Raw genomic sequence first — 26,341 nt, 5'->3', positions numbered from 1 at the left:
TAATATTAATGTATTATTAATGCCTAGCTTAGGATGGGTATTGCTTAGACTGTGTCACGAATGACGCATGCAAAGAAATCTAAAGAGTCAAAGCTAACCCTCATAAAGGTTATATATAGGCTGACTTATTGCATCAGATAAATTTCGATTCGCTCTTTACCTTTACCCACATTTACTCTTTTTAGCGTAATATAACCCACTTCAGCGGTTGACTTTACATGTGTTCCACCACAAGATACCCTGGAAAATCCTTCGATTTCCCAATAACGTCTTTGACTCTGCTCATCAGAAAACCCAGTGCGTATAGGCATATCTTTTGCAATAATTTGATTGTATTCAAGCAGAAGAGAGTCAAAGATATCCGAGATATTGTGCTTACAGTTAAAATCGATTCTCGCCTTATGCTCAGCAATATGAGCACCTATTTTTTCAACGGGAAGCATTCTTTGGACCAGTTCCAGGATTAATTCAGCGGCAAAATGAAGGCGCATCAATTTGTAGCGACGAACAAAGTCAATTTCCATAAGGACAACATCCCCTTCAGAAAGCCCATGCCCCGAAGGTAATGTATAATAAAGCAAGTCATCTTCTATTTCAGAATGAGTGACGATCAAACCATTTACGCGAACCTTATCACTTTCCTGTCCACCAGAAAACGAAAAACCTATAGTTTCTGCAAAAAGTAGTCGATTTTCATTGACTGACACCACTTTAGTCATTAATTGGCGTTGATAGGGATTATCCCAAAATATTTTTTGCATGAATTATTCTCTAACCTTAACTACTATCCCATTGGTTAACTGTTTCAGTTCGTCAGGAGCTAATGAAAACACAGCATTGGGCGTTCCTGCTGCTGCCCAGAGGACCTGATGGTGTAACAAATCTTCATCGATAAGAACAGTATTAATCACCTGTTTATGTCCAACGGGCGGGACTCCACCAATCGCAAAACCAGTGATCTCTCGTGTAAAATCTGCATCAGCTTTCCTAATAGGTTCATTGATGAGACTCCCAACGAGGCGTTCATTCACCTGATTAACACCACTTGCTAATACCAATACCGGTTTGTGGGTTTGCTCAGTACGAAACAAGAGTGACTTCACAATTTGTGCAACACCACATCCTAAAGTATCCGCGGCATCTTTTGCAGTGCGTGTGCTCGAGTCAAGTTCCTTAACCTCACACGATACCCCCTTTTGATATAAAAAATCGTGTATGATTTGCGCGCTTTTACTTAAGTTTTTCTCTTGATTCATCATAATTACCAACCGGTCATCGCCACAAAGAACACTTTCTAGTGAGTTCGGTTACCACGTCCCAATCGCCAAACAAAACAATGCCGTAGTAAATCAGATCGTTCTCTTTAACCTGTGCTGTTCTTTCAATTTGCTCCTGATAGGTGCCAACAGTCATGGTATCGGTAAAATCATTAAAAAGAACATTTTTTGCTAAAGCATTCTGGCGTAATGTTCTAATTTTATTGGAGTTCTCACTAAGAATGATAAAAGGTATTTCTGAAATATACGGGTGAGATCCTCCATCAGCATCTCGATAATCGGTTAAACGCAGTTCTTTTTCACCAATCACTGCACCTAAACCAATACACATATGAGCAAGTGCATTCATCACTTTTCCTGGCTCAATACGTTTATTAAGCACAGCAACCAGTTTGTTTTTAAAAGGTTGTTCAACCATACAGTTCTCCTCAATCTACTTCACAATTCGTGCGTTATAACGCATAATAATACAGTATATACTCGTGCGTTAAAACGCACAAGCTTTTTTAATAAGGGACATAATGCAAGTAATTTCAAAACGTATTGCAAAAACATTAAAATCATTAAGACAAGAGCGAGGTTGGAGTTTAGATAAAACGGCGATTGAAACCGGTGTTTCTAAAGCGATGCTGGGGCAAATTGAGCGAGAAGAATCAAGCCCAACCATTTCTACCTTATGGAAAATTGCGAGTGGGTTTCAAACCTCCTTTTCCTCGTTTATAGAAGACAGCCTCAATCATTCAGTCAATCCAGTTTATAGAACTGGGGATGCCGAAATTTTGCATCCAGATGACCAAAAAATACGAGTACTTCCCTTGTTTCCTTTTGATGAGCAGCTGCATTTTGAATTGTTTGTGATTGAGTTATTGCCCGGATGTGAACATCTTTCACCTCCTCATAAACATGGAGTTATTGAGCATGTCCTTGTTGTGGATGGAACTATTGAGATTTTGTTAGGCGGATGCTGGAAAACACTTTCCAAAGGAGAGGGTCTTCGTTTTAATGCCAATCAATCGCATGGCTACCGGAATCCAACCAATGAACTATCGCGCATCCATGATATCATTCACTACCCACCTCAATAGAGGCTATGACCTGTCGTTTTTTTTTCTTCAGCAAGAAATTCTTTAAAATTTCAATGCATTAGAGCAGTTGTTCTCATAGAATCACTTCTATTTTGAATAAGTCGTACTCTTAAAATGTCAAACCAAGTCACATGATGAGGGGCAATAATGTTTGGGATCATTCAATTATGGGGTATTCGATATGATAGGTAAAAGTGTGAAAGAACAAACCAATGAGCGTGATCCCAAGCTAAATTATAAACAAAAGTTTCCTATTGATGTTGCTAGTGGACTAATTGTTGGGGTATTCACCTCTGGAGTTTTTAATCCATGGGATCGCGCTTTATATTTATCGGTGAAACACAATCGCCCTTTTCTTTCCGTTGAGCACTTTAAATCTCCGTATCAAGGATTCTCGCAAGCATTGGTACAACGGACATTTCTTGGCGGTATTTACTATATTGCTCAAGGCGAACTGAATTCTTATCTGTTCCCCTACCTTCATCATCATTTAGGCTTTAGTCAAGCAGTCTCCCAGTTTTATGTCGGTATGGCTGCTGGAAGTATTGGTGGGGTGTTAACCAATAGTATTTCTGCGATTAAATATCATACATGGGGAAAAGAGGACGCCTCTTTTCGCTCCAGTATGCGAGAGATGTGGGCGCAAGGGGGCTATAAAGCTTTTATAAAAGGAACCACGGCGACCGTGACGCGCGATATGGTTTTTGGCAGTACGTATGAAATGGTACGAAGTTTGATGAGAAGTAATGCCACAACAACAGAGAATCAAGAACCTGGCACAAAGCAAGCTTATCGTGAATTTCTTGGTAATGCCTGTGCTGCGGGGTTGGCTACTATTGCATCAAGTCCATTTAATTACGTTCGCAACAGGCAATATGCCACCCCACCGACCCGCAAATCACCTCCAGCAAAGGAAGTGTTCACGCAGTTATGGGATGAATCAAAAAAACTAGAGAAACCACCTTTAAGCCAGTTGAGTTTTTTTCAACAAAAATTCAGAATTGGTTGGGGAACAGCACGAGTTGCAGTCGGAATGGCTGTGGGGCAAAAACTTTTTGATTGGACTCAACAACATTTGAGTCATTGGTCCGCAAATGCACCTGACAATACTTTGAAAAAATAGGGTCTGTTTACAAATCGTACTATCTTGCAGTGTAATTTTGCACGCCAATACGCATAAGCCACTCCTTGTCACGTTCTAGATGACGTGTGGATTGTACGTGGCGTTTCGGTGCTTAAACTACGCCATCTTGTCTCGATGAGCGAATTGCATACTACCCCTAACAAAATAAAAATTTAATAAGTTTAAAGGAGTTAAAATGATATTTTTTACCGCAGCAGGGAAAACACACACGCTTGAATTTAAACAACTATCCCAATTCAAGGAAGATAAAGAGGCTCACATAAAGCTTACGGCATCATGGGCCAAGAAAGCATGGGGATATTTGCATCAAAGTGATAAGAAATTTTATCAACGAGATATTCATAAAAAACAGGAGCAGATTTATGTTGCAACGTTTAATGGACTCCCTGTTGCCATGTTTGGTTTATTTGAAAAAAGATTATTTCCATTTCAAGATGATGTAGGGGATGACAAAATTTCCGAGGATACCGGTTTAAAAGCCATTTATTTTGATTATATTTTTGTCGAAGAGAAATTCAGAGGTTTAGGTTTTGCGCGACAACTTTTAAATCAGGCAAAAGCTTTGGCTATTGAATCCGGTGCTGATTTAATTTACCTGGATACTTTAAATCCTAAACTAAATAATATGTACATAAAACTCGGAGCAAAGGTTATTTGTGAAGGGCAATATATGGAAAATCCAACGGACGTATTAAGCATTAAGCTTTAAAGCGTTCTGTTCCAGGCGATGCGAGCGATCTCCCATCAATCCGATACCGCCGCAAGGAGATCCCTCGCTACGCTGTGGTTGATGGGGAAAAAAGGCATCAACTGCAAATAATGTGTAAATTTATTGAACAATGCGCAAAACTCATATTTTAATCAAAATATAATAGAGCTTACCCAAAATTAAATAAGAATGAAGATGCAAGAATCGATTGAAATACCCGTAACTGAAGAAAACGAAGTAGTCAAATTTATTGATTCCACACCAAAAACCCAATCGGGTGCGATTGATTTAAGTCAAGCCGCGCGTATTGCCGAGGGGGGAACTCATGTGCTTTATCGTTTTCCAGACGCTCCTTTTGTGATTAAGTTAATGAAACAAAAACCCAATCCTGAGGAGCTTGAAGAATTAGAGAAAAAATATGCTGTTTTATACGATAGCTTTGATAAAGATGGGAAGCAACGATGCATTCGTGAGCAACATACTACCCGGCAAGTGAAACTTCCTGGTAAAGAGCCTCGAGACGCAGCTTTATCGATAGTTCCCTACGAAAAATGCTTCAAATCCAAAATAAAGTTTGATTTTAAAATAGAGCCTGCAGAGCTCGACCCTTACTTAATGGAACACAATAAGGGATTGTTTCATCAATTTAATAAAGTACTGATTCATAAGGAAGGTTCTCAATCCCCTATAGACCTTAAAGAATATGCGATCATGGATCCACGAATCGGTGCCATTTTGCAACGCTTAGATAGTGATCCCAAGCTCAGAGAGATCATGATAGAATTTATCAATCACTATCGCGATTTTTATCAAAAAACCAATATCATCCTGGATGCCATGGGGTATGAAAACATTCTATTTTATCAAGACGAATCGGGTGATTGGCAATTTAAAATAGGAAGCGCGATTAAGCATGATACGGGAAAGTACACGAACGAATTGTTTGATGCATTTCATGCTGGAAAGGAAGTCAAAAATGATTTTTATAATTTTACCCATGCGTATTTTTCACCGGCAAACATCAGGGCCGTTAATGCTTGTGCACTGAAACTTGGTTTAGATCCTGTTGTGCATGATGTCATGATTGATGCTGACGATTTATTTAAAATATCCCAAGCATTATCAGTTCCTGAACGCATGCTTGCATACGCACGCCACGGTGATTTTGCAAAGGTGGATGAACTACTCCAAGAAAATAAACATCAACTCAATTTTAGTCTCAGAGATTTTTGGGCATATGCTTTAATCGCTGATGAGTTCATGAATCACGGACAACCACCTAAAGCACTTAAGAATTATCTGGATGCTGTGAGTCAATTTCCCGTTATTTTGCCGGAAGATGAGGATGAAGCCAAACGAGTACTTAATTCAAAAACCGCGATTATCGATCGAAAAAACATGCAGGATAAAAAAATAATGCTCCATGAAGAACTCGCAATTTGCCGGCCTAAAATTAGTGCCACAACATCAACCGGAGAGACTCCTACGCATCATTACAAAAAGCAACTGCAAGAAGCACTTTCTAAAAATTATACTCCTTCGGATCTATCGAATTCATACAGCTGATGCATTGACTACGGAGAAAGGAATAAGCCACATCTACCGGTTTTCCTTGTCTTTTAGTGGGGCTGGTTAGGACGGATGAGGGATTTTGAAACTCACTTTGTTAAATATCAATTGATCTTGGAAAGGGCAGAAGGTACCATGTGAACATTCTGCCAAAATAAGAGGCTAAAATGTTTTTTAAACAACAATATCCTGATATTACCGCTCAAGATTTACATAAAGTCATTCAAAATTTAAATGCGCAAAGTGAGTTGGTAGAGCGCCAATTGAGAGAAGGTTCTATATCACCCAAGAGTGCGCACGAAGAAAAGCAACGTTTATCAAGTCTTATTAGTGCTTATCAGGAAAATCTGATGTCCGCATTACAACCGCAACAAAAAAACACCCCGTAGTGGTTCTCAGTTTTAAAGTATGGCGAGCTCATTAATTTCTCGCCAATATCCAGCCTCAACAACCTCATTAATAAAAAAATTAACTAGACTCTATAATAGAAAGAAATAATTCTTAAATATTGAGGGAACTATGTCTCAAGTTGAAATGGACCATTTTGTGCTTAATGTAAGAAATATTGACACAATGCTCGTCTTTTACGAGGAGATTTTAGGATTACATCCAGAGCGAGTAGAGGAGTTTCGTGCGGGCAAAATCTCTTTTCCATCAGTCCGTATTAACGCAGATACGATTATTGATCTTTTCCCCAAAGAAGTGACTATCTCTGAGCAGGATGAGCATGCAAATCATTTAAATCATTTTTGTCTTTCCTTTGATAAACATGAATGGGACAAGCGGTATCAAAGAATCAAATCTCATGGTATCGCGATTGAGGAAGGTCCCGTGGCACGTTGGGGGGCACATGGACAAGGCATTTCACTTTATATTTTGGATCCAGAACACAATAAAATCGAACTACGATATTATCCATAGGTTTTTTTTAAGTTCCAGTTAACTTGCCGATTGCCCCCTTATGTACTGTTAATTTATGACCAAAATCCATAACTTGCTCAAATAACTTTTTGCGCAGGGAAGTGGATTAAAGTCTTTTTAAATCAAATGATTACTAATATAATGCCATCGCCACTAGTTAAAAAAGGATAGTTAATATGCCCAAGTTTTTTACAAAGAAATTGATTCATCCAGTCAGTGTAAATCCTCTTGTTCAACCGGTCCAGAATTACATTATTGAAGAAAAAGAAATCACAATTAAAGCATTGGAAGCAATTAAACAGAAGCTACATAGCCTAACCGTTGAAATGTTGAATGACGAAAATGAAGGTAAGTCAGAAAAAAATTTTCAAAACGTAAAAAAATTTGATAGCAGCCACTATGAGCCGCAGTTTAATGAGATATTAGAGTCAATGCGAGAGTTTGCCGTGACTTTAGATACATTAAACGAAGTGACCGTAAAAAAAACACAAGATATTTGCAAAGAGTTACCGGATAAGATTGCCTACTTGAAAAATCATCATACGATAGAGGCCTTAAGAAACGTGCATGACTTTTTTACAAAAGCACAAATGCATATTAATAACGCAGCTCGTCTTCTATTAGTTGAGAATGCTAAAGAGGAAATTAGACTACAAGAACTGGAGCACAGTAGGAGCTCTTGTAATATTCTCTAGGTTAAGTGAAACAGCAAGACCAATGTAATCCAAGTCTAAATCGATTCACCCAAACAAGCAAAAAACCAACTTCACTCATGGTAGTTGGTTTGCTCCAATCCCAGTTTCCTTGGTATCCAGAGTCACAATAGTGAACATAAGAAGGTGTGGACAACTGGCCATAGTTAACCATTTGTGCATATTTTATAGCGGATAGCGCAAAATATGTTCGACATTTTTAATCATATTCGAGATACTGTGCCTGATTAGAATTTCATTCTTTTCTTTTAATAATAAAAATAAAATGAGGTTTTTCCTATGGAACAAAAATTCGATCAAGCCCAAAGTAGTATTACTGCTCTCACTAGAAAAAGAACCTATGTGTCTTCTCCGCAGCTAACCGCTTCTGCCCAACAAGCGATACCTCCTCCAGCAAAAAAATTGAAATCGGCTTCTTCTTTAGAGACCTCTGCTCTTGCAAAAGGCAAGGAAAAGGAGGCAAGTACTCCAACCAGAGCCTCCTCAAAAAAAGGTTCAATTATAAGACAATTAATTTCACCTGATTTAAATGCATTTATTGAGCAACAGGCTCAAGGTGATCCGCAAGCATACCAACAGATACAGAGGGAAATGTTACGAAAAAATGCAGCGTATAATCGTCGGCTTTCTATGCAGGACATATCGCTCATAGGGCAATCTGATGACTTTAGCGATGAAGTGGAAGACGATTTTCCAGAACCGCTTAGAACTAAATTTATCTATTCCCTTCATACTATATTTCCGTTCACGGTAAAAAGAACGAATACTAGTCTGCCACGATCAGCCTTGTATCAAGATGAGACAAAAAGACGTCAATACGTCGCCAAGGAAATTATTCCCAATATCAAGATAAATCCCTCCTTAGCGGCTCAGAATCTAATTTATCTATACCAACATCATTTGATGTATAGCCTCTACCTGCAACGCAAGTCTGGAGATCAACTGGGTGAACTACTTACTTATCATCTGGATGACCTATATTGTGATTTAAGCACAAAAGAAATAAAAAAATTAAAATCAGCGATTAACGTCAGTTACAAGCTCATTAAACGAAAAAAACCGTTTAAGAATCTAGTCATGGGAGCCCCTATGGCTCAGGTTGAAACTCCTGTTGAGGTTCCTCAAGACAGCATGTCCGAGGGGAATAAGATGACCAAAATAACTCTGTTTGAGAACCTTGATAAAAAAATTAACATGAATGATGTTTTTGATGAACCTTTTTCTGCCTCGCTAAAAATTGTTCAGGATACTAATTTTTATGATGAAAAAGGCAAGCTGATTGGTATATACCGTATCGGTGCAATTCAACCCGATATGATATCGGATCGATTGCGTGATGAGTTAGCTGCGGTAACCCAAAGTGAATTAAATAAAATGGGGGCTGGCGCTGCAGAAGAAACAAAAAAACCAAAAAATGGAGCAAGTCGAAACATCCGTTCAGCGCCATTCGGCATACTAGAAACAAAACAGCATCGGATAAGACCCACCCAATTTTCAGAGACCAAATTTGCCATCGAAGAGGGGCTTGCACCACTTATTGCTACAGCAGAAACAATCTATGCGGAGTCTGCACCCCTTGAATACGCAAGACGTTGCCAGGTAATGGGGTATGCATCCAGCTTTACGCTCAATGGTTCCAAGTATCTTTTGGCTGCTAAAGCCAATTATGATAAACAAACCACGGCGCATGTCGATGACACGAAGTTTCCTCTCTATGGATTAAGTCCTTTATTTGTTATCTATCCCAATAGTCAGGATAATACTCAGCGAACTTATAAAGGCTCATACACATTCTTTCCTGGTGTATTCGGTTTTTACTCACGCAACCCCCAACCCTATTTTGAAGGCATCTATTTTGATTTGAACGAAGGTGATTTATTGTCATGGGACTTCGATAAGTATGTTCATTGCAACACGAAATTAGTTCCAACTAATGGAGTAACCCAGTGCAATTGGCACCGTATTTCCATTATCGGTTTTTCAAACGGGGAGGCTTTAGATAAACTTGTGGCGCCGCTGGTATTTGAAGACTCTGATGATGAAGACAGTGTGCTTTTGAGTACAGAAGGACCAACAAGCTCAGAACAGAGCTTCGGTGAATTGGCGCTTTCTGAGGTCACTCAAACTGGGGAGACCTCTGCTCTTGCAAAAGGCAAGAAAAAGGAGGCAAGTACTTCAACCCCAGCCCCCCCTAAAAAAGGTCAAATTATAAGAAAATTAATTTCACCTGATTTAAATGCATTTATTGAGCAACAGGCTGAAGGTAATCCTCGATCATACGAACTGGTGCAGAGGGAAATGCTACAAAAAAATGAAGCGTATAATTGTCGGCTTTCTATGCAGGACATATCCTCGATAGGACAACGTGATGACCTTCGCAATGAAATCAAAAGAGGGTTACCAGAACGACTTAGAACTAAATTTATCTATTCCCATCACATTACATTCCCGTTCACGGTAAAAAAAACGAATACTAGTCTGTCACGATCAGCGTTGTATCAAGATGAAACAAAAAGACGTCGATACGTTGCCGAGGAAATTATTCCCAATATCAAGATAAATCCCTCCTTAGCGGCTCAGAATTTAATTTATTTATACCAACATCATTTGATGTACAGCCTCTACCTGCAACGCAAGTCTGGAAATCAACTGGGTCAAATACTCATTGATCACCTGGCTAAACTCAATTGTTTTTTAAGCACAAAAGAAATAAAAAAATTAAAATCAGCGATTAACGCCAGTTACGAGCTCATTAAGAATAGAAAACCGTTTAAGAATCTAGTCATGGGAGCCCCTATGGTCCAGGTTGAAACTCCTGTTGAGGTTCCTCAAGACAGTATGTCCGATGAGGATAAGATTCGCAAAATAACTCTGTCTGAGAACCCTAATAAAAAAGTGAACATCCATGATGTTTTTGATGAACCCTTTTCTAACTCGCTTAAAATTATGCAGGATACTAATTTTTATGATGACAACGGCAAGCTGATTGGTATATACCGTGTTGGTGCAGTTAAACCCGATATGATATCGGATCGATTGCGTAAGGCGTTTGCTTCGGTTACCCAAAAACAATTAAATAGAATGGGGGCTGGAGCTTTAGAGGAGGTAAAACAAAAGAATGGAGCAAGTCGAAACATCCATTCAGCTCCATTCGGGATACTAGGAATACAACTGAGTCGGATAAGACCCACCCAATTTTCAGAGAAAAAATTTGCCATCGAAGAAGGGCTTGCACCACTATTTGCTACGGCTGAAACAATCTATGCAGAGTCTGCACCCCTTGAATACGCAAGACGTTGCCAGGTAATGGGGTATGCATCCAGCTTTATGCTCAATGGTTCCAATTATCTTTTGGCTGCTAAAGCCAATTATGATAAACAAACCACGGCGCATGTCGATGACACGAAGTTTCCTCTCTATGGATTAAGTCCTTTATTTGTTATCTATCCAGCTAAGAGTCAGCGAACTTATGAGGGCTTATACACATTTTTTCCTGGTGTATGTGGTTCTTTCTCAAGTGACGCCCAATCCTCTTTTGAAGGCATCTATTTTGATTTGAACGAAGGTGACTTATTGTTATGGGACTTCGATAAGTATGTTCATTGCAACACGAAATTAGTTCCAACCAATGGAGTAACCCAGTGCAATTGGCACCGTATTTCCATTATCGGTTTTTCAAAAGGGGAGGCTCTAAATAAAATTGTGGCACCGCTGGTATTTGAAGACTCTGATGATGAAGACAGTGCGCTTCTGAGTACAGAGGGAGAAACAAGCTCAGAACAGAGCTTCGGTGAATTGGCGCTTTCTGAGGTCACTCAAACTGGGGAGCATCCTGATTCTTTCTCTAGTGAGGAATTTTGGGCGGAGTTCAATCTGGGGGGACAGGATACACTGGACCGGAATGGTTCGGATGGAGCGGAAAATATGGATTGGGATAAGTTGATGGACTTGGATTTCTTACTCCCATCGGATAAGGAGTTTGATCTCGATAAACCCGACAATCTAATCGTTGACAACTCTCTAGTGTCAGGAGCGGCACAGAAAACAGAAGAAAGTCGACCTCCTGTATACGTACAAACCAATCTTTTAAATTTTGGGTTTTTCAAAGCCCCGAAACGAGCTCAACAAGAGTCCCCTGTAATGACATTAACTAAAACGCTCTAAGTTAATAAAAAACAAGTATAACGTGAGTTCGATATTCAATTTTCATCGAATCATTTTTTTATGATCAACGCTTAAAATAGTGTCGAACTCACGTGTGTAAGATTGCATAATTAAAAAATCATCATACTGACCTTACAGCAGGTACATGACTTTTTTAAAAAGCACCAATGCGCATTCATACGCTGCTCGTCTTTTATTGATAGAAAATGTTGCTAAAGAAGACAGGAGTGCATCTTGTATTCTTTAGAGTTAATTTTCAAAAACAGGGACAAATGTAACCCAAGGGGAGCGCTCCAATCCCAGTTTCCTCAGCATCGCATATCACAATAGTTCAAGTAAGAGGGTATGAACAACTGGTTATAGTTAACCATCTGCGCATTTTTTATGACGGATAGCGCAAAATATGTTCGACATTTTTATTCATATTCGCGATACTGTGCCTGATTAGAATTTCATTCTTTTCTTTTAATAATAAAAATAAAATGAGGTTTTTCCTATGGAACAAAAATTCGATCAAGCCCAAAGTAGTATTACTGCTCTGACTAGAAAAAGAAACTATGTGTGTTCTCCGCAGCAAACCGCATCTGCCCAACAAGCGACTCCTCCTCCAGCAAAAAAATTGAAATCAGATTCCTCTTTAGAGACATCTTCTCCTGAAAAAGGCAAGGAAAAGGAGGCAAGTACTCCAACCCAAGCCCCTTCAAAAAAAGTTAAAATTACAAGAAAATTAATTTCACCTGATTTAAATGCATTTATTAAGCAACAGGCTAAAGGTGATCCGCAAGCATACCAACAGATGCAGTGGGAAATGCTACGAAAAAATGAAGCCTATAATCGTCGGCTTTCTATGCAGCACATATCCTCGATAGGACAACGTGATGTCCTTAGCGATGAAATCAAAGTAGGGTTTCCAGAGCCACTTAGAACGAAATTTATCTATTCCCATCATATTACATTTCCGTTCACTGTAAAAAAAAGTAATAATAGTCTGCCACGATCAGCTTTATATCAGGATGAAACAAAAAGACGTCAATACGTTGCCGATCAAATTATCCCCAATATAAAGATAAATCCTTCTTTAGCGGCTCAGAATCTAATTTATTTATACCAACATCATTTGATGTATAGCCTCTACCTACAACGCAAGTCTGGAGATCAACTGGGTCAAATACTCATTGATCACCTGGCTAAACTCAATTTTGATTTAAGCACAAAAGAAATAAAAAAATTAAAATCAGCGATTAACGTCAGTTACGATCTCATTAAGCGAAAAAAACCTTTTAAGAATATAGTCATGCGAGCCCCTATGGCTCAGGTTGAAACGCCTGTTGAGGCTCCTCAAGATAATATGTCCGATGAGAATATGATTCCCAAAATAACTCTGTTTGAGAACCTGAATAAAAAAATTAAAATGAGTGATGTTTTTGATGAACCTTTTTCTACCTCGCTAAAAATTGTTCAGGATACTAACTTTTATGATGCCAAAGGCAAGCTGATTGGTATCTACCGTATTGGTGCAATTAAACCCGACATGATCTCTGATCGATTGCGTAATGAGTTAGCATCGGTAACCTCAAGCCAGTTAAATAGAATGGGGGCTGTATCTGCAGAGGAAGCAAAACCAAAGAATGGAGCTAGTCGAAATATCCGTTCAGCTCCATTTGGGATACTTGGAATAAAACTGCATCGGATAAGACCTACCCAATTTTCAGAGAAAAAATTTGCAATCGAAGAAGGGCTTGCACCACTTATTGCTACAGCAGAAACAATCTATGCGGATTGTGCACCTCTTGAATACGCAAGACGTTGCCAGGTAATGGGGTATGCATCCAGCTTTACGATCAATGGTTCCAAGTATCTTTTGGCTGCTGAGGCAAATTATGATAAACAAACCACGGCGCATGTCGACCACAATAAGTTTCCCCTCTATGGATTAAGTCCTTTATTTGTTATCTATCCATCTAAGAGTCAGGATAATACTCAGCGAACTTATGAGGGCTCATACACATTCTTTCCAGGTGTATGCGGTTTTTCGTCAAGCAACCGTCAATCCTATTTCGAAGGCATCTATTTTGATTTGAACGAAGGCGATTTATTGTTATGGGACTTCGATAAGTATGTTCATTGCAACACGAAATTAGTTCCTACCAATGGAGTAACCAATTCCAGTTGGCACCGTATTTCCATTGTTGGTTTTTCAAAAGGGGAGGCTTTAGATAAAATTGTGGAGCCGCTGGTATTTGAAGACTCTGATGATGAAGACAGTGCGCTTTTGAGTACAGAAGGACAAGCAAGTTCAGGAGAGTGCTCCGGTGAATTGGCGGTATCTGAGGTCATTCAAACTGGGGAGCATCCTGATTCTTTCTATAGTGAAGAATTTTGGGCGGAGTTCAATCAGTGGGAAGAGGATACACAGGACTGGAATGGGTCGGAAAATAAAGAACTTCCTATTTTGGATGAGCGTATGAGCTTGGATTTCTTACTCTCATCGGATAATGAGCCTGATCTTGATAAACCCGACAATCTACTCGTTGATCTCCCTTTAGTGTCTGGTGAGGCACAGAAAACAGAAGAAAGTCGACGTCCAGCATATGTACAAACCAATCTTTTAAATTTTGGGTTTTTCAGAGCCCCGAAACGAGCTCAACAAGAGCCAGCTGTAATGAAATTAAATAACACGCTCTAATTTAATGAAAAACTAGCACAGTGACTGTCTTGAAGTGATTTGTTAATTCAAGACAGTTGCTATTTGCCGAACTGGGCACCTACATTCTTGGCGTACCCATCTAAAATCCTACTTTCTTTTACCTGCACCTCTTTTTGTTCATTGGTGCTAAAAAATAAAATATTATCATGATGACGCTTGACTGTTGAGCGATGAGCGATACTGATGATTGTTGTTTCTGGGAGCGTTTTCTTGATCAATTGATAGACTTGTTCCTCTGTGTCTTCATCTAAAGAAGCGGTGACCTCATCCAAAAACAGCCATTCTGGCCTTCTTAACAAGACACGAGCAAAGGCGATTCGTTGTTGTTCCCCCAAAGATTTAAAGCCGATTTTTTCATCTAATTTAGCAGCAAGTGCTTCCAGGTTCACGGCTTTTAGAGCATGAGCTAAGGTTTCATCTGAATAAGGACAATATGCATCTGGATAAGCAAGCACATTTCTTAGCGTATCATCAGGAAGAGTCGGCTTTTGGGGTAAAAAATAAATCGACTCCCGACTTTTAGGAATAAAAACCTCACCCTCTCCAGATAACCAAGTGCCTGCTATTGCTTTAAATAAACTGCTTTTTCCTGTTCCTGAAGGGGCTTGAATGAGTGTATGTATGCCTGGAGTGAATTTTAAATTCAGCCCCTTTATAAGCAATTCAGGACGACCATGTAATTTAAGCTCCAAGTTTTTTACCTCGAGATTTTTAGTATCTCGACCTATTTTATGAATAATTTTGTGTGTTGACTCGCCTTCATCCCCATTATTTAAAATGGTTTGTAACTCATCAATACGATTAAGGCTTGTTCTAAATTTATTAATTACTTCAAAGGATTGAATAAACCAGTTGAGTGAGCGAGCGACCATGGAAAAGTAGTAGCCAACAGAATAAAAAACATCCAAACTAATCAGATCGGTGATGTATAAAGGAATTGCAATTATGAATGGAGCAATTGCTTGAAAAATACCATTGAAGACATTAAATGTTTTGACTCTGTTTTCAATAGATAATCGGTTTGTGGTTGTTGTATTTAAGGAATCCACTTCATGTTCAAGACGATTTTTGTAGTACTTCTCTGCCTGTTCAATGGCAATTTCTTCAGAGGAATTCTTGATTTGGTGTAGCGTTCCTCGCAAATTGGACTGTGCCTTAGTCTCCTCGTTGGTCAATTTATTCAAGTGATTGCTTATATAGTAACCAATCAGGGAGGAGATACTTCCTATTAATAGTGCCGTTAAGATTAAGTAGCCAGGACCTAAAAACATGAACGATATGGAGCTGCCAGCTATCCCCAAGAGGGTGATGTAAATTGCAAGATTAGAAAAATTATCGATAAATCCCAAGGTGAGCTCCAGGGATGAGTCAACAATTTTATCGATATCTTCTTGAATGCGTTGTTCCGGGTTATCCAGATTTTTGTAAACTCTGGAAATTTCCAGATAATTCGTTTTATTCTTTAAGTACTGATTGATTATTTTTTTTGTTAGCCAAGAGCGCCAATCAACATACAAACTATTTTTTAGTAGGTTTGCCAAATAATTAAATCCAGCCATACCTCCTGCAATCAAAAGTCCAGCCCCTATTCCTATTGCAAAAAGAGTTAAATCCTTGGCAATAAATGCCGCAAAAATATAGGGGAAGCACCACCATCCCAGGATAAAACCAAGAGCAGATAAGGTTAAAACACTAAGTACGCTGCCAGAAAGTAACCAATAAGCCCTGCGTTTATTGTTTGAATTTTTAAAATAATCAAATAAAAATCGGACGCTTCTTTTGAAATAAGAGGGTTCGGAAGGGGATTTATGAGTCACGATACAACTGTTAAATGAAAAGCAATATAACATAGCTTTTATCAGTTCAACAGGAGCATTTATTTTGCCAGCATGAGTTTGTTCCTAAGGGAGCTTGAACTTGTTGATGTATCTGAATTTTTAATAATCACTATCGGTATTAATGGTATATGATGCTCTGAGTTCATGTTCTTCTTAAGAAAGGCAGGATTCGATTCACGAGGTCGATAAGGCCCATGCGATGGAGGGATTGTGCCTACGAAAAGGACATCCAATTTTTTCAACATTTATCTTGAGGGAGAGGTTGGAGCTCCTCTTCATTCGATGGCTAGGGTCTTGGTGTGAGTAATCTTGAAACACCGTGATCAATACGGTGTTCAAGTTCTTAAATTACCAGCAAAATAATAAGACATAAAAATAAAAAATGAAACACTGACCCGATGAATGTATTGATGCAATTTTTTTCTATAAAAAAACAGAGTAAAGCGCTATTGAGACTTCTCTCATTAACTGTGTTATTAGGCATAGCTATTCTACTTTTTGAGCATATATATTTGTATGATGTCAAAGAGAAATCGGATCCTATCTTATTTGCTATTTCAATATATGTCTTTTTGCTCGCTTATTTTGCCGGAAAGCCAGTTGAAAGTTTAAGATCATTATATGGTGTATTGTCTGCATTACTCTTAATGTGTTTTTCTATTTTTTTCCAGGTCTTTTATTTTAGTAATACGTCCATAGTGCATATGCTATTTCTATTTACTTGTCTTGTGTGTATGTGGGGAATGGGGCATACCTTATGCATCATTGTTCATTGTTCCGATTCAGAAGGTTAAGCGCTTTGTTTATTAGCTAGAGGATTCATTATTTGAGACTGTTGCCTTGATGGCTTAGTGTAACGAAATCATTTACCTGTTTGGGGAAAGGAATTTATGTACATAAGTTGAACATTATTGTATAATAAATCGAAGAATTTATTATCGATATATTATGATAACGCGTGAACTAGCCCACTTTATGTGTACTGAATCCACTCCAACAACCAGTACAGACAATATTTTGGATACTACTCTGGCGAATGTCTATGTAAAAGATAAAAAAGGGCGCTATTTAGACTGCAACCATACCATGTTATGCGTTAACAAGATGCAAACAGAAGATATAAAGGGAAAAATGGACGCTGATTTGTTATGGAAAGAGCAAGCTCCCATCCTCATGAAAAATGATGCAACGATTGTCCAACAGAATCAAGTGAAAACCTTTATTGAAGCCGTTCAGTTCGATAATGGCCCTTTACGACACTACATCAGTCGAAAGGCACCCTTGTATACACGACATGGAAAGATCATTGGCATTGTGGGGATCTCATTTTTGATTGATTCTGACACCTCATTCTTTACGTCGATGCACGAGCCAAGCATTATAGGTCACGATAATCCATCTCATTCGTTAACTCAAAACTCTAACAATCAGCTCACAACACAGCAAATTAAATGCTTGTATTATTTGGTCCAAGGAATGACAGTAAAACAAATTGGTCAACAATTAAATCTTTCCCCAAGAACTGTTGAGGACCATCTTAATGCAGCTAAAAATAAACTCAACTGCTACAGCCGAAGTCAGTTAATCACCAAGGCATTACAATTGCCGATGATTAGAAATCAATTGTAACACGCCGTGTGCCTGTACACTGCGTACGGTTATTTCCTGCTAAACTTAGTTAAATGGACAGTTGGATTGTTTTTTGTACTTTGACTCATGAAACTGCACATGATCAATCTTTTCAATCCTCAATAGACAGGAGATGAGTAAATGAAAAAATTTCATGTCTTATTAATCAGCGCCATGCTTTTCGGTGGGCTGAATCTAAGCTATGCAGATGATCAATCGTGCAATACCAAATACGATTATTGCATGAGCTCATGTGAAACCCAATATAACCAGTGTACTAAGAATAATGATGAGTCTTATTGCAAGGAGCAGTACCAACCCTGTATCCAAGGCTGTAGTAATACTCGAGACAGTTGCTTATCTCAGTAAACTTAAAGGGACTTAAAATGAAAAGTGTACCGTTAAGTGTATTATTGTTCCTTGTTATTGGACTTAACATGAATGGTTATTCCTCTTCAGAAGATACACTGCTTATTAAATCATCTCAATTGGCAGCTATTTGCCCTCAGAATTGCACCTCATGCTGGGAACAATGCACTAAAGACGATGATTGTGGTGTCGGTCAAAGCTGTATCGCCACTGCTTGCGGCAATCGATGTGTTAAAAAAGCTGCAGATTAGTAACTATTTTGTCTGATCTTGGTCCATAGCCGTCAAGCTAAGCAGGATAAGGGGGGCATTTCCCCTCACCCTAGCCCTCTCCCCAATAGTGGAGAGGGGATGTTAGGGCTAAGTACCATAGAGGCACTAAAAATCACCCCGCCCGCGCAATGAATTTGATTTAAACTCGGTATTAAGTCGCGGGAGAGGGTGAGGGTATGTTTTTGAATAATTCGCTTAATCATTAAGTACCTTTGACGGATAATGTATATTAACTTAAAAGTTTTAAAATTTATTAAATCAACTGCTCTTCTGGTCTTAAGGTAAGTACCTCATAGCCATTATCAGTGACTAAAATGGTATGTTCCCATTGTGCGGATAATTTGTGATCTTTGGTGACCACGGTCCAGCCATCGCCCAACGTTTTGACTTCTTTACGACCCAAATTGAGCATGGGTTCAATGGTAAACGTCATTCCTGCGTGTAATCGTAATCCGGTATTGGGTTTGCCAAAATGCATGACCTCTGGTTCTTCCCACATGGAACGACCAATTCCATGGCCACCATACTCACGCACTACTGAATATCCATGTTGTTCTGCATGCGTTTGGATTATGTTTCCAATATCACCCAGCTGCGTTCCTGGACGGACTATTGAAATCGCTTTATAGAGACACTCCTGGGCAACCGCTACTAATTTTTTAGCAAAAGGTTTTACGGTACCTACGAGAAACATTTTGCTGGTATCACCGATATAACCGTTTTTTTGAACTGTAACGTCAATATTAAGAATATCCCCATTTTTAAGCACCTTATCAGAAGGGATGCCATGACAGACCACATGATTTATCGAGGTGCAAATGCACGCAGGGAATCCATAGTGGTTTAAGGTTGAGGGAATTGCTTTCAAATCGTTAATGATGTAGTGACGGCAAATTTCCTCAAGTTTGCGCGTACTGATCCCTGCAACCACATAAGTTTCTATCATTTGGAGGACAGAGGCTGCTAGATTACTGGCAACCCGCATTTTTTCTATTTCCTCAGGCGTTTTCACTAACATCGTTTATCTCACCGGATGATGCTTGATTGATTAAAATTTTGAGAATTTCAGAGTATGTAATGGATGGATTTTCTTCTGCCAGCTTTCCTATTCGAATCCAATATTCTGCTTGCGAGTTGATTGAGCGGCTCATGGCTCTCGCCATCAGCTTCGTTGCTTCATGTAATTCATCAGAAATTTTGACTATACCCATTGTGCTCTCACCCCAAAAAAAAGGGAGCATATAGCATTTTGATATGAATTGCTATGTTTTATATTAAAATGTATTTTTTCAAGAGCGTGATGAATTTATTTTTGCTAAAACTCTAGGGAAAGGAAGCTCCTTGTGTTTTGCCATGTTGGGTTGTCGCATCATAATTTATATCCCAGATATTATGTCGCTTCACGATATCTTGAGCCGTATTTTCAATAGTGGATTGCAGCTGCTCGCAAGAGAGCATTGGAGGGATGGCTAATAAGGCGTTTTCTATTTCAGCGGCGACTTCTTTACCATTATTTGCGTGTCCCTCTTCATGTTGACTCAAATGAGTAAGGTAATTCTCCCATTTTAATTGGGTCTCAGCGCTGCCGTGATCTTTATCTTCCCATTCAGGTAAGACAGTCACAATATTAGCTGATACCTTGACTTCTGTAAGGTAGCAAGGATTTTTGGTGGGATTATCATAATCCCATTTATAGTTCCAATTAATTTGCCAAGTTGTTTTTGCATCATAGCGTTTATCTGAGAAAAAAGGCCCTAACTTATTCAGCTGATTGCGCAAATCTTGTTCGGTAGTTCCAAGTATTTTATAGAAAGTCTGGGTAGTATAGACAACAGGGGTCGCAAAAACTTGTGCATTAAAGGCTACAAAATAAATCACACTAAAAGCCAGTTTTTTCATGGTTTCATACCTTGTCATTGAGTGAGCAACCCTCACTGCGTCTAGCCCTTATCCATAATCATCGGTGCCATTTGCTGCCATGGGTCATCCTATTTTATAGGATTTTCCTTAAAATACGATTAACCCAAATAAAACAAATGCTGTCGAGAGGCTTTCCCGTGATGCCATTTTTGAATGGTTCGGTTGCCAGGTATTCTTCGTTGAGCATGGCCATTTATAAATTTTATTAACCTCTAATTCAGTTTATGATGTCAACATAACCAAATTATTGTTCATAATTAAAGTCATTTAATGAGGTAGTCCAAAATGTCTTATTCTGCTCTCTTGAAACGTATTTGGGCATCTGTTTACGATCCTAATCTGGATGTCGCTTCAACCGTAAAACAATTTTTTCATCCTGAATTTGAGCAATGCATTAATGGGGTAATAATGAACCGTAATGATTATATTGCTCATGTCATCGAGCAAAAGCAGAATATGAAAATAAATGACATGGAGTATAAACACCTTATGGAAGCAGGCAATGAAGTATTTGCCCTCTATTATCCCAAAGGAGTCAATCGCAAGCATTTAGCTATTGAAGCGGAGGTGATCGCTTATTTTCAATTTAAAGAACAGCAATTGCTCAAAATACATGGGCAAGTCAGATTGATTCAAGGAAATTTAGCGGATGCTGATATGTAACATTCTTTTTAGCTGCTCCGTTACCAGGCGAAATAGCTCAGCTCTGCCTTAATACAGTATGCCTTTTGATATTTTCTAAAACAGCGATTATTTTTTTATTAAGGTTTCAAGCTTGCTCGAACGGCAAGGTTGACGGATGTAATTTTAATCTATTTTTTAGGGCAACCTCACCTTTAGGTTCGGGAGGAGGACTGGGATTAGACGATCTAGATGAGCGCTCGGAAGGTGCAGCAAGACCTGCTCTAAGCCCCGAGAAAATGTATAAAAAAAATTCTTAATAATTCATTAATAATCTACGTGTATAATAATATGCCTTTCGGTTTTAATCAAATCCAGGTGATGAATGTTCCAAAAGAATGACTCAATTAAAGGTTTTACGCTTAAATACACGGGTGCAAAATTCAAAGATGAAAACTGTTCTACTTATGGAATGGAGACATTAAGAAAAAATTTTTCTGAAATGGGTGCTCTAGCTATTCGATTTCAATTAAGTTTAGCCCAGTTTTCAGCGCTACTTGAGCCAGTTTGCGAAGAGGATTATGAAGAAAACTCCGTTGAACATGCTGCCGAAGGAAAAAATCAGCAGGATGTATTTGGTCTTTCTAAGGGAGGTTCAACAGTTTCACAAAATACGAGACTATTAGAAAAATCAAGCCATTACATTATTGGACGAGGGAAAATATTAAATGAGCGTAACCAGGCGCTCAGATATCCCAATACGGAAGACCTTCGTGGGGGCGAGGCAATTTGGGATACTATTCATTTTTCAGTCTGGCAAACTGGAATCAGTCTCAGTAGCCATTTATCAAAACAAGGATTTCTATATCTTTGTCATCCTAAAGGGCTTGATGCGCACCAATATCAAGTGATTACACAAGAATTAGATAGAGGCGAATTTGAAATCATCATGGAAGATGATAAAAAAATCGTTAACACCAAATCTGGCATGAGAATAGAAACAGCGGTGATACCATCCAATGTGAAAATCGATCTGGATCCAAAGAAAACTCAAACCTATCAAGACAATGGTTTTGTAATTAACATCAATGATCAAGCTGCACCCATGGGTTGGATTATTAAAGAAAGTAATAAAAAATTGGTTAAACCGGAGCATGCAGAAGATATAATTCGTGTGATACGCATTTCAAAAAGTGGTTTTCGTCGCCTACCAGAAGACCAAGGAAAATTATTAATGCTTGGTTTAATGAAAGGCAACGAGCATATTCTTCACACACAAAATCGTTCGTTTAACGCGATGGATATTCTTCTTGAAATTTTAGAAAAAGAGTATGGTTTTGATCCTGCAAAATTAATGGACTCTACAGCCATAAAACGAGTCTATGGCCAGATGCAAAAAGATGCGAAAGAAAAAGATATCGTTGAGGATCTCTTAACTATAAATCGTGCATTGGAAATGATTCAGCCATTAAAAGCCACTTTAGCACAAAGTACTCGGCATCCCTTACTGAAACATTTGACAAATTCCTATGCAGTGAGTCAAAACACACTTAAAGCAATTATCTATGCCTTTGATTTGGTGAAAAAAGACGGCAGTCCAGCGCTTGATTTGGATAAGGAGACGCCTCTTATAACCGATGAAGGGTTAATTGACGTTCGAATCAATGGACGGTTAGCTGATCCCGATTTAAAAAATCCTAAAAATATCGCTGCATTATTATCCATCGCAGTTCTTGTTTCAGAGCAAATGATTATTGAACAATTGCTACGGGATACTGTTCATTATGGCGAGGAACATCCTAATGCCCGTGCACTTAAAGCGATATTAAATGATGATAAATTGTTTTTAAAACTCAAAGAACTTGCTTCAAAGCTACCCGCTAATGAAAACGGTCCAATTTTAGGAGTCCAATTTTCTTACTGTGCTGAACTCGTTGCTTCACTGAGGGAAAAGCTGGGAACGAATCATCTCATAGAGCGAGTTCATCAATTAGAGAGCGGTGAGTCCAAGGATATTGATTCGAATGCGGCTATCGCGCTTGAGACACTCTTTAATGTGGGTGATACCCTCCAGCAACTTGAAGCAACTTCAGGCGTGAAAGCAAATTCGAGAGGTATTAATGCAGGATTAACTTTGGTCATCCGCAAATTGGCTCCTTCACTCTATAAGCAACTTTCTGAGGAAAGTTCCCAGCGCACATCCGCTGCTTCTTACGAAATGTTGCCCCCTCAGGATGACATCGAGGAGCAACATGTTGTGACATGTCCGTTCCTTAGTGGACACTTAAATGAGAAATCCATTAAAAATCCACATGTGGAAAAGGCAGTGGATTTGTCTGCCGAAAAGAAAGCACAAGCCTCTGGATCATGGTGTGGTTTCTTTACCAAAGTCATTGTTACAACAGGGGGAATTGCAGCAGGTATTTATCTTGGCAGTCAAACGATGTAACCGCATCGTATTCATAAAATCATCAGTCGGACCTTGGCCTATAATCTAGGTTCATTCGACAGTAATAGATGGGGACAAGGTACCGAATTTTATTAAAAACATCTCTAGGCAGGGTGGATTTACCTGACACGCACCCTACAAAAACCTTTTTCTAAACAAAGTAATGCGGTAAATTAACGTGAGTTTGATATAAAAGACAGTTTATATCCTACACTCATGATAAATTAGAGTGCCTGCTTGGCATAATTATTAATACAATTACTCTATTAAATCTTTACTTACTGCCTCATGAACCCAAAGCAAGAAGTTAAGCACGAGTGAGTAGTTAAAAATGGAGCTTTCTAAATGTCAGATAAATTTTCTCACATCACCAAAGACATCAGTACTCAATTAGCTAAAATGCGTAAGGAAATGCCCGAAGTCATGTCTGGATTTTCCGCTCTTGCGCAAGCAGCCACTAAAGACGGAGTACTCGATAAAAAAACTAAAGAATTAATTGCTATGGCTCTTGCTGTTGCAAAGCAATGTGATGGTTGCATCGGATTTCATGCGCAAGCTTTAATTAAATTACAAGCAACACGCGAAGAATTTTTAGAAACTTTAGGTATGGCTGTATACATGGGCGGTGGTCCATCTTTGATGTATGCTGCCGAGGCTTTAGAAGCCTTTGAAGAGTTCAGTAAATAGGGATTAAACGAATTAATCCAACCTAGGTCGGGTCTTGACCCGGCCTAAAAAGTCATTTTGATTAAAAATCGCCAAAAAATTTTTTTGTCGTGCCAAGACCGGATTTCCATCTAATGCTGTTCTGTTGGTGGTTGTGCTGCTGAGGGTTGCCCTAAAGCCGCAGAAACATGAAGCATTTCATTTTTGGCTGCAGTATTTTGTTGACATGGGTAGTGTTTACTTGCCCCTAACCAGGCTACCTGTGAAACGGTCATGGAGTCTTTATCACTTTGCTGACTTGAGATTTCTTTGTAGGTTTGTTGAATCAGTTCACAAAGAGTAGGTGCATTCAGTTGTACGCTTGGTGGCAAGCAAAAAATGGGATTGCCTTGATTTTTTGCGATTTCATTTGCCTGAATCATTGTTTCCGCAATGCTTTCGCAGGTTATTGTCAAAACATGACGGGCGGATCGCGCCCAAGCTTGGGCTTGCGGATCTGCTTTAATTTCCATCTGAGGGATATTATCAGCAATATTCATGTAGTTTTTTATCGTGTCAGCATGGATGCAATGACAAAGAAATAGAAAACTGATTAATAAGATACGCATATTATATCCTTAAAATAAAGTAACCGTTGTAATAGCGTCATAGTAGCCCGTATTAGCGCTGCTTAATACGGGGATGTAATCTTAACCCCGGATTACGACTTCGTCTAATCCGGGCTACACGTTTTACCATAACCTCATTGCCAACGGTAACGCATTAAAGGCCATGAGGCTTAATTAAACCCAGTTTAAAAGCAATTAATAAAAATATAAATAAACTTACCGAAATACTTATTCTTATGGTTAAGGCTTTAATAGTGCGTTTGGAATTACCTGAATCTCGAATAAGAAAAATAAGACCACTTGCTAGAGAGGCGGCGATGATAATCATGGCAAAGATGATGATAATTTTGGTGATCATTTGTTATACTCCTGAATTGCCGTCTGATTATGACTAACATTTGAACAATTAAATAATGATGCCTAGTTTAACCTGTTTTAAATTTGGTTTCACCCCAAGCTGGCCGATGTTGCTTCTGGCTGTCGTATTTTTTTCTTTGTTTCTTCGCCTTGGCTTTTGGCAAATTAGTCGCGCCGATGAAAAAACAAAAATGATTCTTGCACAAAAGACACAAGAAAGGCAAAAACCAGTTCTCTGGTCCGCAAAGAAAAAATTGCCTTTGCAATATGAGCGCATAGTATTGAAAGGGAAATATGGGTCACAAATATTTTTATTAGATAATCAGCATCATAACCATCAATTTGGTTACGATGTACTAACTCCTTTGGAGTTATCCGATGGTACCCTCGTACTTATTGATCGAGGATGGGTTCCTGGTGAGTTAACCCGCCGAGTTCTTCCAAATATTCAAATTCCTAAAGGAGTAATAGAATTACAGGGTTCGGCATATTTTCCAAGTAAAAAACAATGGGTTTTAGGTCCTGCTTTAGAAGAGAGAGGGAATAAAATAACCATTTTGGAACGTGTAGATGATCAATTGATAAGTCAAATTTTGCAAAAATCGGTCTCTCCGTTTATTATTCGCCTCGACAAGCAAGATGCAAATGGATTTGTGCGTGAGTGGGAGACGGTATCCATGCCTCCGCAGCGGCATTTAGCTTATGCTTTGCAGTGGTTTGTTATGGCATTAGTGGTACTCATTATATTTGTTGCATTAAATCTGAAGAAAAAAAATGAGAAAACAAGTCAGTAACTATTATATTTTATTGTTGTTAGTTGTACTATTTGCCGCTCCTGGAGTAGCTGCTTATTTGTTTTTCCAGCATCCTTCTTGGTTGGGGGCGCCACGGGTCAACAAGGGGATTTTACTGAATCCACCAGTGCTTTTGGATACTTTGGAAGGAAAGTCTAAATGGCGGATCATTTTTTGGAGTCCTGAGGCTTGTGAGCAGGCATGCATGAAGCAATTGGATGTTCTGGCACGTATTCGGCTGGCATTAGGACGTAAGTTATATCAAGTCGATCAATGGCTTATTTTCAGTGATAAAGCACCTCCTTTATCGCAAGAACAAAAAAACTATTTAAAGGATATCGATTTTAAAGTAGCGACATTATCTGCGACTGAGCTTATGGCACAAGATACCTTATTTTCAAATGCGAAAGTATTTGTAGCTGATCCAGGTAATTATTTAATTCTCCGTTATGCCCCTCAGGTCAATCCTGAGGATGTGTATAAAGATTTGAAGTTGTTGTTGAATACCACCGAAAACAAGAGTGATTAA

Annotated in this window: 27 protein-coding genes; 18 read left to right on the top strand and 9 right to left on the bottom strand. The window is 38.8% G+C overall.

Annotation, left to right across the window (positions count from 1 at the left end; translation table 11 throughout):
* Nucleotides 1-125 precede the first annotated feature (125 nt).
* The 3 genes from OQJ13_RS06160 to OQJ13_RS06150 are packed head-to-tail and all read right to left on the bottom strand — an operon-like array spanning nt 126 to nt 1,695.
* Nucleotides 126-761, bottom strand: a complete 636-nt coding sequence (locus OQJ13_RS06160; protein ID WP_265709940.1) for an alanyl-tRNA editing protein — start codon at nt 759-761, stop codon at nt 126-128.
* Nucleotides 762-764: 3 nt separating this feature from the next.
* Nucleotides 765-1,256 (bottom strand): YbaK/EbsC family protein, encoded by a 492-nt coding sequence (locus tag OQJ13_RS06155; RefSeq protein WP_265711898.1) that lies wholly within the window; start codon nt 1,254-1,256, stop codon nt 765-767.
* Nucleotides 1,257-1,272: 16 nt separating this feature from the next.
* On the bottom strand, nt 1,273-1,695 hold the full coding sequence (locus tag OQJ13_RS06150; RefSeq protein WP_265709938.1) for a DUF2000 domain-containing protein: 423 nt from the start codon (nt 1,693-1,695) through the stop codon (nt 1,273-1,275).
* 103 nt (nt 1,696-1,798) lie between these two features.
* Here OQJ13_RS06150 and OQJ13_RS06145 point away from each other — a divergent pair, with 103 nt between their 5' ends.
* The 9 genes from OQJ13_RS06145 to OQJ13_RS06105 all read left to right on the top strand — a co-directional run bounded on the left by OQJ13_RS06145 (nt 1,799) and on the right by OQJ13_RS06105 (nt 14,268).
* The gene (locus tag OQJ13_RS06145; RefSeq protein ID WP_265709936.1) at nt 1,799-2,362 is read left to right on the top strand and encodes a helix-turn-helix domain-containing protein; all 564 of its coding nucleotides are present in this window, start codon (nt 1,799-1,801) and stop codon (nt 2,360-2,362) included.
* Nucleotides 2,363-2,543: 181 nt separating this feature from the next.
* Nucleotides 2,544-3,485, top strand: a complete 942-nt coding sequence (locus tag OQJ13_RS06140; RefSeq protein WP_265709934.1) for an MC/SLC25 family protein — start codon at nt 2,544-2,546, stop codon at nt 3,483-3,485.
* Nucleotides 3,486-3,681: 196 nt separating this feature from the next.
* Complete coding sequence (locus OQJ13_RS06135) at nt 3,682-4,215, top strand: GNAT family N-acetyltransferase (RefSeq protein WP_265709933.1); 534 nt, start codon at nt 3,682-3,684, stop codon at nt 4,213-4,215.
* Between the two features lie 195 nt (nt 4,216-4,410).
* The gene (locus tag OQJ13_RS06130) at nt 4,411-5,781 is read left to right on the top strand and encodes a hypothetical protein (protein WP_265709932.1); all 1,371 of its coding nucleotides are present in this window, start codon (nt 4,411-4,413) and stop codon (nt 5,779-5,781) included.
* Nucleotides 5,782-5,951: 170 nt separating this feature from the next.
* Nucleotides 5,952-6,173, top strand: coding sequence for a hypothetical protein (locus OQJ13_RS06125; RefSeq protein ID WP_265709931.1), 222 nt, complete (start codon nt 5,952-5,954; stop codon nt 6,171-6,173).
* A gap of 130 nt (nt 6,174-6,303) precedes the next feature.
* Nucleotides 6,304-6,705 carry a VOC family protein gene (locus OQJ13_RS06120; protein ID WP_265709929.1) on the top strand — a complete coding sequence of 134 codons (402 nt, stop codon included), beginning with the start codon at nt 6,304-6,306 and terminating at the stop codon, nt 6,703-6,705.
* Between the two features lie 176 nt (nt 6,706-6,881).
* A complete protein-coding gene (locus OQJ13_RS06115; RefSeq protein ID WP_265709927.1) occupies nt 6,882-7,400 on the top strand; it encodes a hypothetical protein in 519 nt (172 codons plus the stop codon).
* Nucleotides 7,401-7,697: 297 nt separating this feature from the next.
* Nucleotides 7,698-11,582: a hypothetical protein gene (locus tag OQJ13_RS06110; protein WP_265709925.1), complete on the top strand. Its 3,885-nt coding sequence runs from the start codon at nt 7,698-7,700 to the stop codon at nt 11,580-11,582.
* Nucleotides 11,583-12,078: 496 nt separating this feature from the next.
* Complete coding sequence (locus OQJ13_RS06105; RefSeq protein ID WP_265709923.1) at nt 12,079-14,268, top strand: hypothetical protein; 2,190 nt, start codon at nt 12,079-12,081, stop codon at nt 14,266-14,268.
* A 59-nt stretch (nt 14,269-14,327) separates the two neighbouring features.
* Here the strand turns inward: OQJ13_RS06105 and OQJ13_RS06100 are convergent, their stop codons facing one another.
* Nucleotides 14,328-16,106 carry an ABC transporter ATP-binding protein/permease gene (locus tag OQJ13_RS06100; protein WP_265709921.1) on the bottom strand — a complete coding sequence of 593 codons (1,779 nt, stop codon included), beginning with the start codon at nt 16,104-16,106 and terminating at the stop codon, nt 14,328-14,330.
* A 431-nt stretch (nt 16,107-16,537) separates the two neighbouring features.
* On the opposite strand from OQJ13_RS06100, the gene OQJ13_RS06095 reads away from it, so the two are divergent.
* The 4 genes from OQJ13_RS06095 (at nt 16,538) to OQJ13_RS06080 (ending at nt 18,376) form a co-directional block, all read left to right on the top strand.
* Nucleotides 16,538-16,921: a hypothetical protein gene (locus OQJ13_RS06095; protein ID WP_265709919.1), complete on the top strand. Its 384-nt coding sequence runs from the start codon at nt 16,538-16,540 to the stop codon at nt 16,919-16,921.
* A gap of 154 nt (nt 16,922-17,075) precedes the next feature.
* Nucleotides 17,076-17,756: a helix-turn-helix transcriptional regulator gene (locus OQJ13_RS06090; protein WP_265709917.1), complete on the top strand. Its 681-nt coding sequence runs from the start codon at nt 17,076-17,078 to the stop codon at nt 17,754-17,756.
* Nucleotides 17,757-17,897: 141 nt separating this feature from the next.
* Nucleotides 17,898-18,125: a hypothetical protein gene (locus tag OQJ13_RS06085; protein ID WP_265709915.1), complete on the top strand. Its 228-nt coding sequence runs from the start codon at nt 17,898-17,900 to the stop codon at nt 18,123-18,125.
* A 17-nt stretch (nt 18,126-18,142) separates the two neighbouring features.
* Nucleotides 18,143-18,376, top strand: coding sequence for a hypothetical protein (locus OQJ13_RS06080; protein ID WP_265709913.1), 234 nt, complete (start codon nt 18,143-18,145; stop codon nt 18,374-18,376).
* A 274-nt stretch (nt 18,377-18,650) separates the two neighbouring features.
* Here the strand turns inward: OQJ13_RS06080 and map are convergent, their stop codons facing one another.
* The 3 genes from map to OQJ13_RS06065 all read right to left on the bottom strand — a co-directional run bounded on the left by map (nt 18,651) and on the right by OQJ13_RS06065 (nt 20,296).
* Nucleotides 18,651-19,415: a type I methionyl aminopeptidase gene (gene map / locus OQJ13_RS06075; RefSeq protein WP_265709911.1), complete on the bottom strand. Its 765-nt coding sequence runs from the start codon at nt 19,413-19,415 to the stop codon at nt 18,651-18,653.
* Entirely contained in the window at nt 19,396-19,608 is a 213-nt protein-coding gene (locus OQJ13_RS06070) for a ParD-like family protein (RefSeq protein WP_265709909.1), read from the bottom strand. The genes map and OQJ13_RS06070 overlap by 20 nt, the downstream gene beginning before the upstream one ends.
* A gap of 112 nt (nt 19,609-19,720) precedes the next feature.
* Complete coding sequence (locus tag OQJ13_RS06065; protein ID WP_265709908.1) at nt 19,721-20,296, bottom strand: DUF922 domain-containing Zn-dependent protease; 576 nt, start codon at nt 20,294-20,296, stop codon at nt 19,721-19,723.
* Between the two features lie 306 nt (nt 20,297-20,602).
* On the opposite strand from OQJ13_RS06065, the gene OQJ13_RS06060 reads away from it, so the two are divergent.
* From OQJ13_RS06060 to OQJ13_RS06050, 3 genes are all read left to right on the top strand, one after another.
* Nucleotides 20,603-20,980, top strand: coding sequence for a hypothetical protein (locus OQJ13_RS06060; protein ID WP_265709906.1), 378 nt, complete (start codon nt 20,603-20,605; stop codon nt 20,978-20,980).
* 343 nt (nt 20,981-21,323) lie between these two features.
* Nucleotides 21,324-23,387, top strand: coding sequence for a Dot/Icm T4SS effector Ceg17 (gene ceg17 / locus OQJ13_RS06055; protein WP_265709903.1), 2,064 nt, complete (start codon nt 21,324-21,326; stop codon nt 23,385-23,387).
* Between the two features lie 345 nt (nt 23,388-23,732).
* Nucleotides 23,733-24,074 carry a carboxymuconolactone decarboxylase family protein gene (locus tag OQJ13_RS06050; protein WP_028380892.1) on the top strand — a complete coding sequence of 114 codons (342 nt, stop codon included), beginning with the start codon at nt 23,733-23,735 and terminating at the stop codon, nt 24,072-24,074.
* Nucleotides 24,075-24,184: 110 nt separating this feature from the next.
* Here the strand turns inward: OQJ13_RS06050 and OQJ13_RS06045 are convergent, their stop codons facing one another.
* Nucleotides 24,185-24,661: a phosphatase gene (locus OQJ13_RS06045; RefSeq protein WP_265703300.1), complete on the bottom strand. Its 477-nt coding sequence runs from the start codon at nt 24,659-24,661 to the stop codon at nt 24,185-24,187.
* A gap of 154 nt (nt 24,662-24,815) precedes the next feature.
* Nucleotides 24,816-25,019, bottom strand: coding sequence for a twin transmembrane helix small protein (locus OQJ13_RS06040; protein ID WP_265709901.1), 204 nt, complete (start codon nt 25,017-25,019; stop codon nt 24,816-24,818).
* A gap of 58 nt (nt 25,020-25,077) precedes the next feature.
* Here OQJ13_RS06040 and OQJ13_RS06035 point away from each other — a divergent pair, with 58 nt between their 5' ends.
* Nucleotides 25,078-25,812 carry an SURF1 family protein gene (locus OQJ13_RS06035; RefSeq protein WP_265711897.1) on the top strand — a complete coding sequence of 245 codons (735 nt, stop codon included), beginning with the start codon at nt 25,078-25,080 and terminating at the stop codon, nt 25,810-25,812.
* Complete coding sequence (locus tag OQJ13_RS06030; protein WP_265709899.1) at nt 25,793-26,341, top strand: hypothetical protein; 549 nt, start codon at nt 25,793-25,795, stop codon at nt 26,339-26,341. The genes OQJ13_RS06035 and OQJ13_RS06030 overlap by 20 nt, the downstream gene beginning before the upstream one ends.

Origin of the sequence: Legionella sp. PATHC035 (genome assembly GCF_026191115.1) — a bacterium.
Lineage (GTDB): Bacteria > Pseudomonadota > Gammaproteobacteria > Legionellales > Legionellaceae > Legionella.
The sequence above is the reverse complement of the archived record's forward strand: the minus strand, read 5'-3'. Positions and strand labels throughout refer to the sequence as shown.

Coding starts and splice junctions, on each gene's coding strand:
- OQJ13_RS06145 (WP_265709936.1), top strand. CDS start 1,799: ATGCAAGTAATTTCAAAACGTATTGCAAAAACATTAAAATCATTAAGA.
- OQJ13_RS06070 (WP_265709909.1), bottom strand. CDS start 19,608: ATGGGTATAGTCAAAATTTCTGATGAATTACATGAAGCAACGAAGCTG.
- OQJ13_RS06035 (WP_265711897.1), top strand. CDS start 25,078: ATGCCTAGTTTAACCTGTTTTAAATTTGGTTTCACCCCAAGCTGGCCG.
- map (WP_265709911.1), bottom strand. CDS start 19,415: ATGTTAGTGAAAACGCCTGAGGAAATAGAAAAAATGCGGGTTGCCAGT.
- OQJ13_RS06065 (WP_265709908.1), bottom strand. CDS start 20,296: ATGAAAAAACTGGCTTTTAGTGTGATTTATTTTGTAGCCTTTAATGCA.
- OQJ13_RS06160 (WP_265709940.1), bottom strand. CDS start 761: ATGCAAAAAATATTTTGGGATAATCCCTATCAACGCCAATTAATGACT.
- OQJ13_RS06120 (WP_265709929.1), top strand. CDS start 6,304: ATGTCTCAAGTTGAAATGGACCATTTTGTGCTTAATGTAAGAAATATT.
- OQJ13_RS06135 (WP_265709933.1), top strand. CDS start 3,682: ATGATATTTTTTACCGCAGCAGGGAAAACACACACGCTTGAATTTAAA.
- OQJ13_RS06095 (WP_265709919.1), top strand. CDS start 16,538: ATGCAATTTTTTTCTATAAAAAAACAGAGTAAAGCGCTATTGAGACTT.
- OQJ13_RS06085 (WP_265709915.1), top strand. CDS start 17,898: ATGAAAAAATTTCATGTCTTATTAATCAGCGCCATGCTTTTCGGTGGG.
- OQJ13_RS06060 (WP_265709906.1), top strand. CDS start 20,603: ATGTCTTATTCTGCTCTCTTGAAACGTATTTGGGCATCTGTTTACGAT.
- OQJ13_RS06155 (WP_265711898.1), bottom strand. CDS start 1,256: ATGAATCAAGAGAAAAACTTAAGTAAAAGCGCGCAAATCATACACGAT.
- OQJ13_RS06050 (WP_028380892.1), top strand. CDS start 23,733: ATGTCAGATAAATTTTCTCACATCACCAAAGACATCAGTACTCAATTA.
- OQJ13_RS06125 (WP_265709931.1), top strand. CDS start 5,952: ATGTTTTTTAAACAACAATATCCTGATATTACCGCTCAAGATTTACAT.
- OQJ13_RS06150 (WP_265709938.1), bottom strand. CDS start 1,695: ATGGTTGAACAACCTTTTAAAAACAAACTGGTTGCTGTGCTTAATAAA.
- OQJ13_RS06045 (WP_265703300.1), bottom strand. CDS start 24,661: ATGCGTATCTTATTAATCAGTTTTCTATTTCTTTGTCATTGCATCCAT.
- OQJ13_RS06115 (WP_265709927.1), top strand. CDS start 6,882: ATGCCCAAGTTTTTTACAAAGAAATTGATTCATCCAGTCAGTGTAAAT.
- OQJ13_RS06110 (WP_265709925.1), top strand. CDS start 7,698: ATGGAACAAAAATTCGATCAAGCCCAAAGTAGTATTACTGCTCTCACT.
- ceg17 (WP_265709903.1), top strand. CDS start 21,324: ATGTTCCAAAAGAATGACTCAATTAAAGGTTTTACGCTTAAATACACG.
- OQJ13_RS06140 (WP_265709934.1), top strand. CDS start 2,544: ATGATAGGTAAAAGTGTGAAAGAACAAACCAATGAGCGTGATCCCAAG.
- OQJ13_RS06080 (WP_265709913.1), top strand. CDS start 18,143: ATGAAAAGTGTACCGTTAAGTGTATTATTGTTCCTTGTTATTGGACTT.
- OQJ13_RS06040 (WP_265709901.1), bottom strand. CDS start 25,019: ATGATCACCAAAATTATCATCATCTTTGCCATGATTATCATCGCCGCC.
- OQJ13_RS06090 (WP_265709917.1), top strand. CDS start 17,076: ATGATAACGCGTGAACTAGCCCACTTTATGTGTACTGAATCCACTCCA.
- OQJ13_RS06030 (WP_265709899.1), top strand. CDS start 25,793: ATGAGAAAACAAGTCAGTAACTATTATATTTTATTGTTGTTAGTTGTA.
- OQJ13_RS06105 (WP_265709923.1), top strand. CDS start 12,079: ATGGAACAAAAATTCGATCAAGCCCAAAGTAGTATTACTGCTCTGACT.
- OQJ13_RS06130 (WP_265709932.1), top strand. CDS start 4,411: ATGCAAGAATCGATTGAAATACCCGTAACTGAAGAAAACGAAGTAGTC.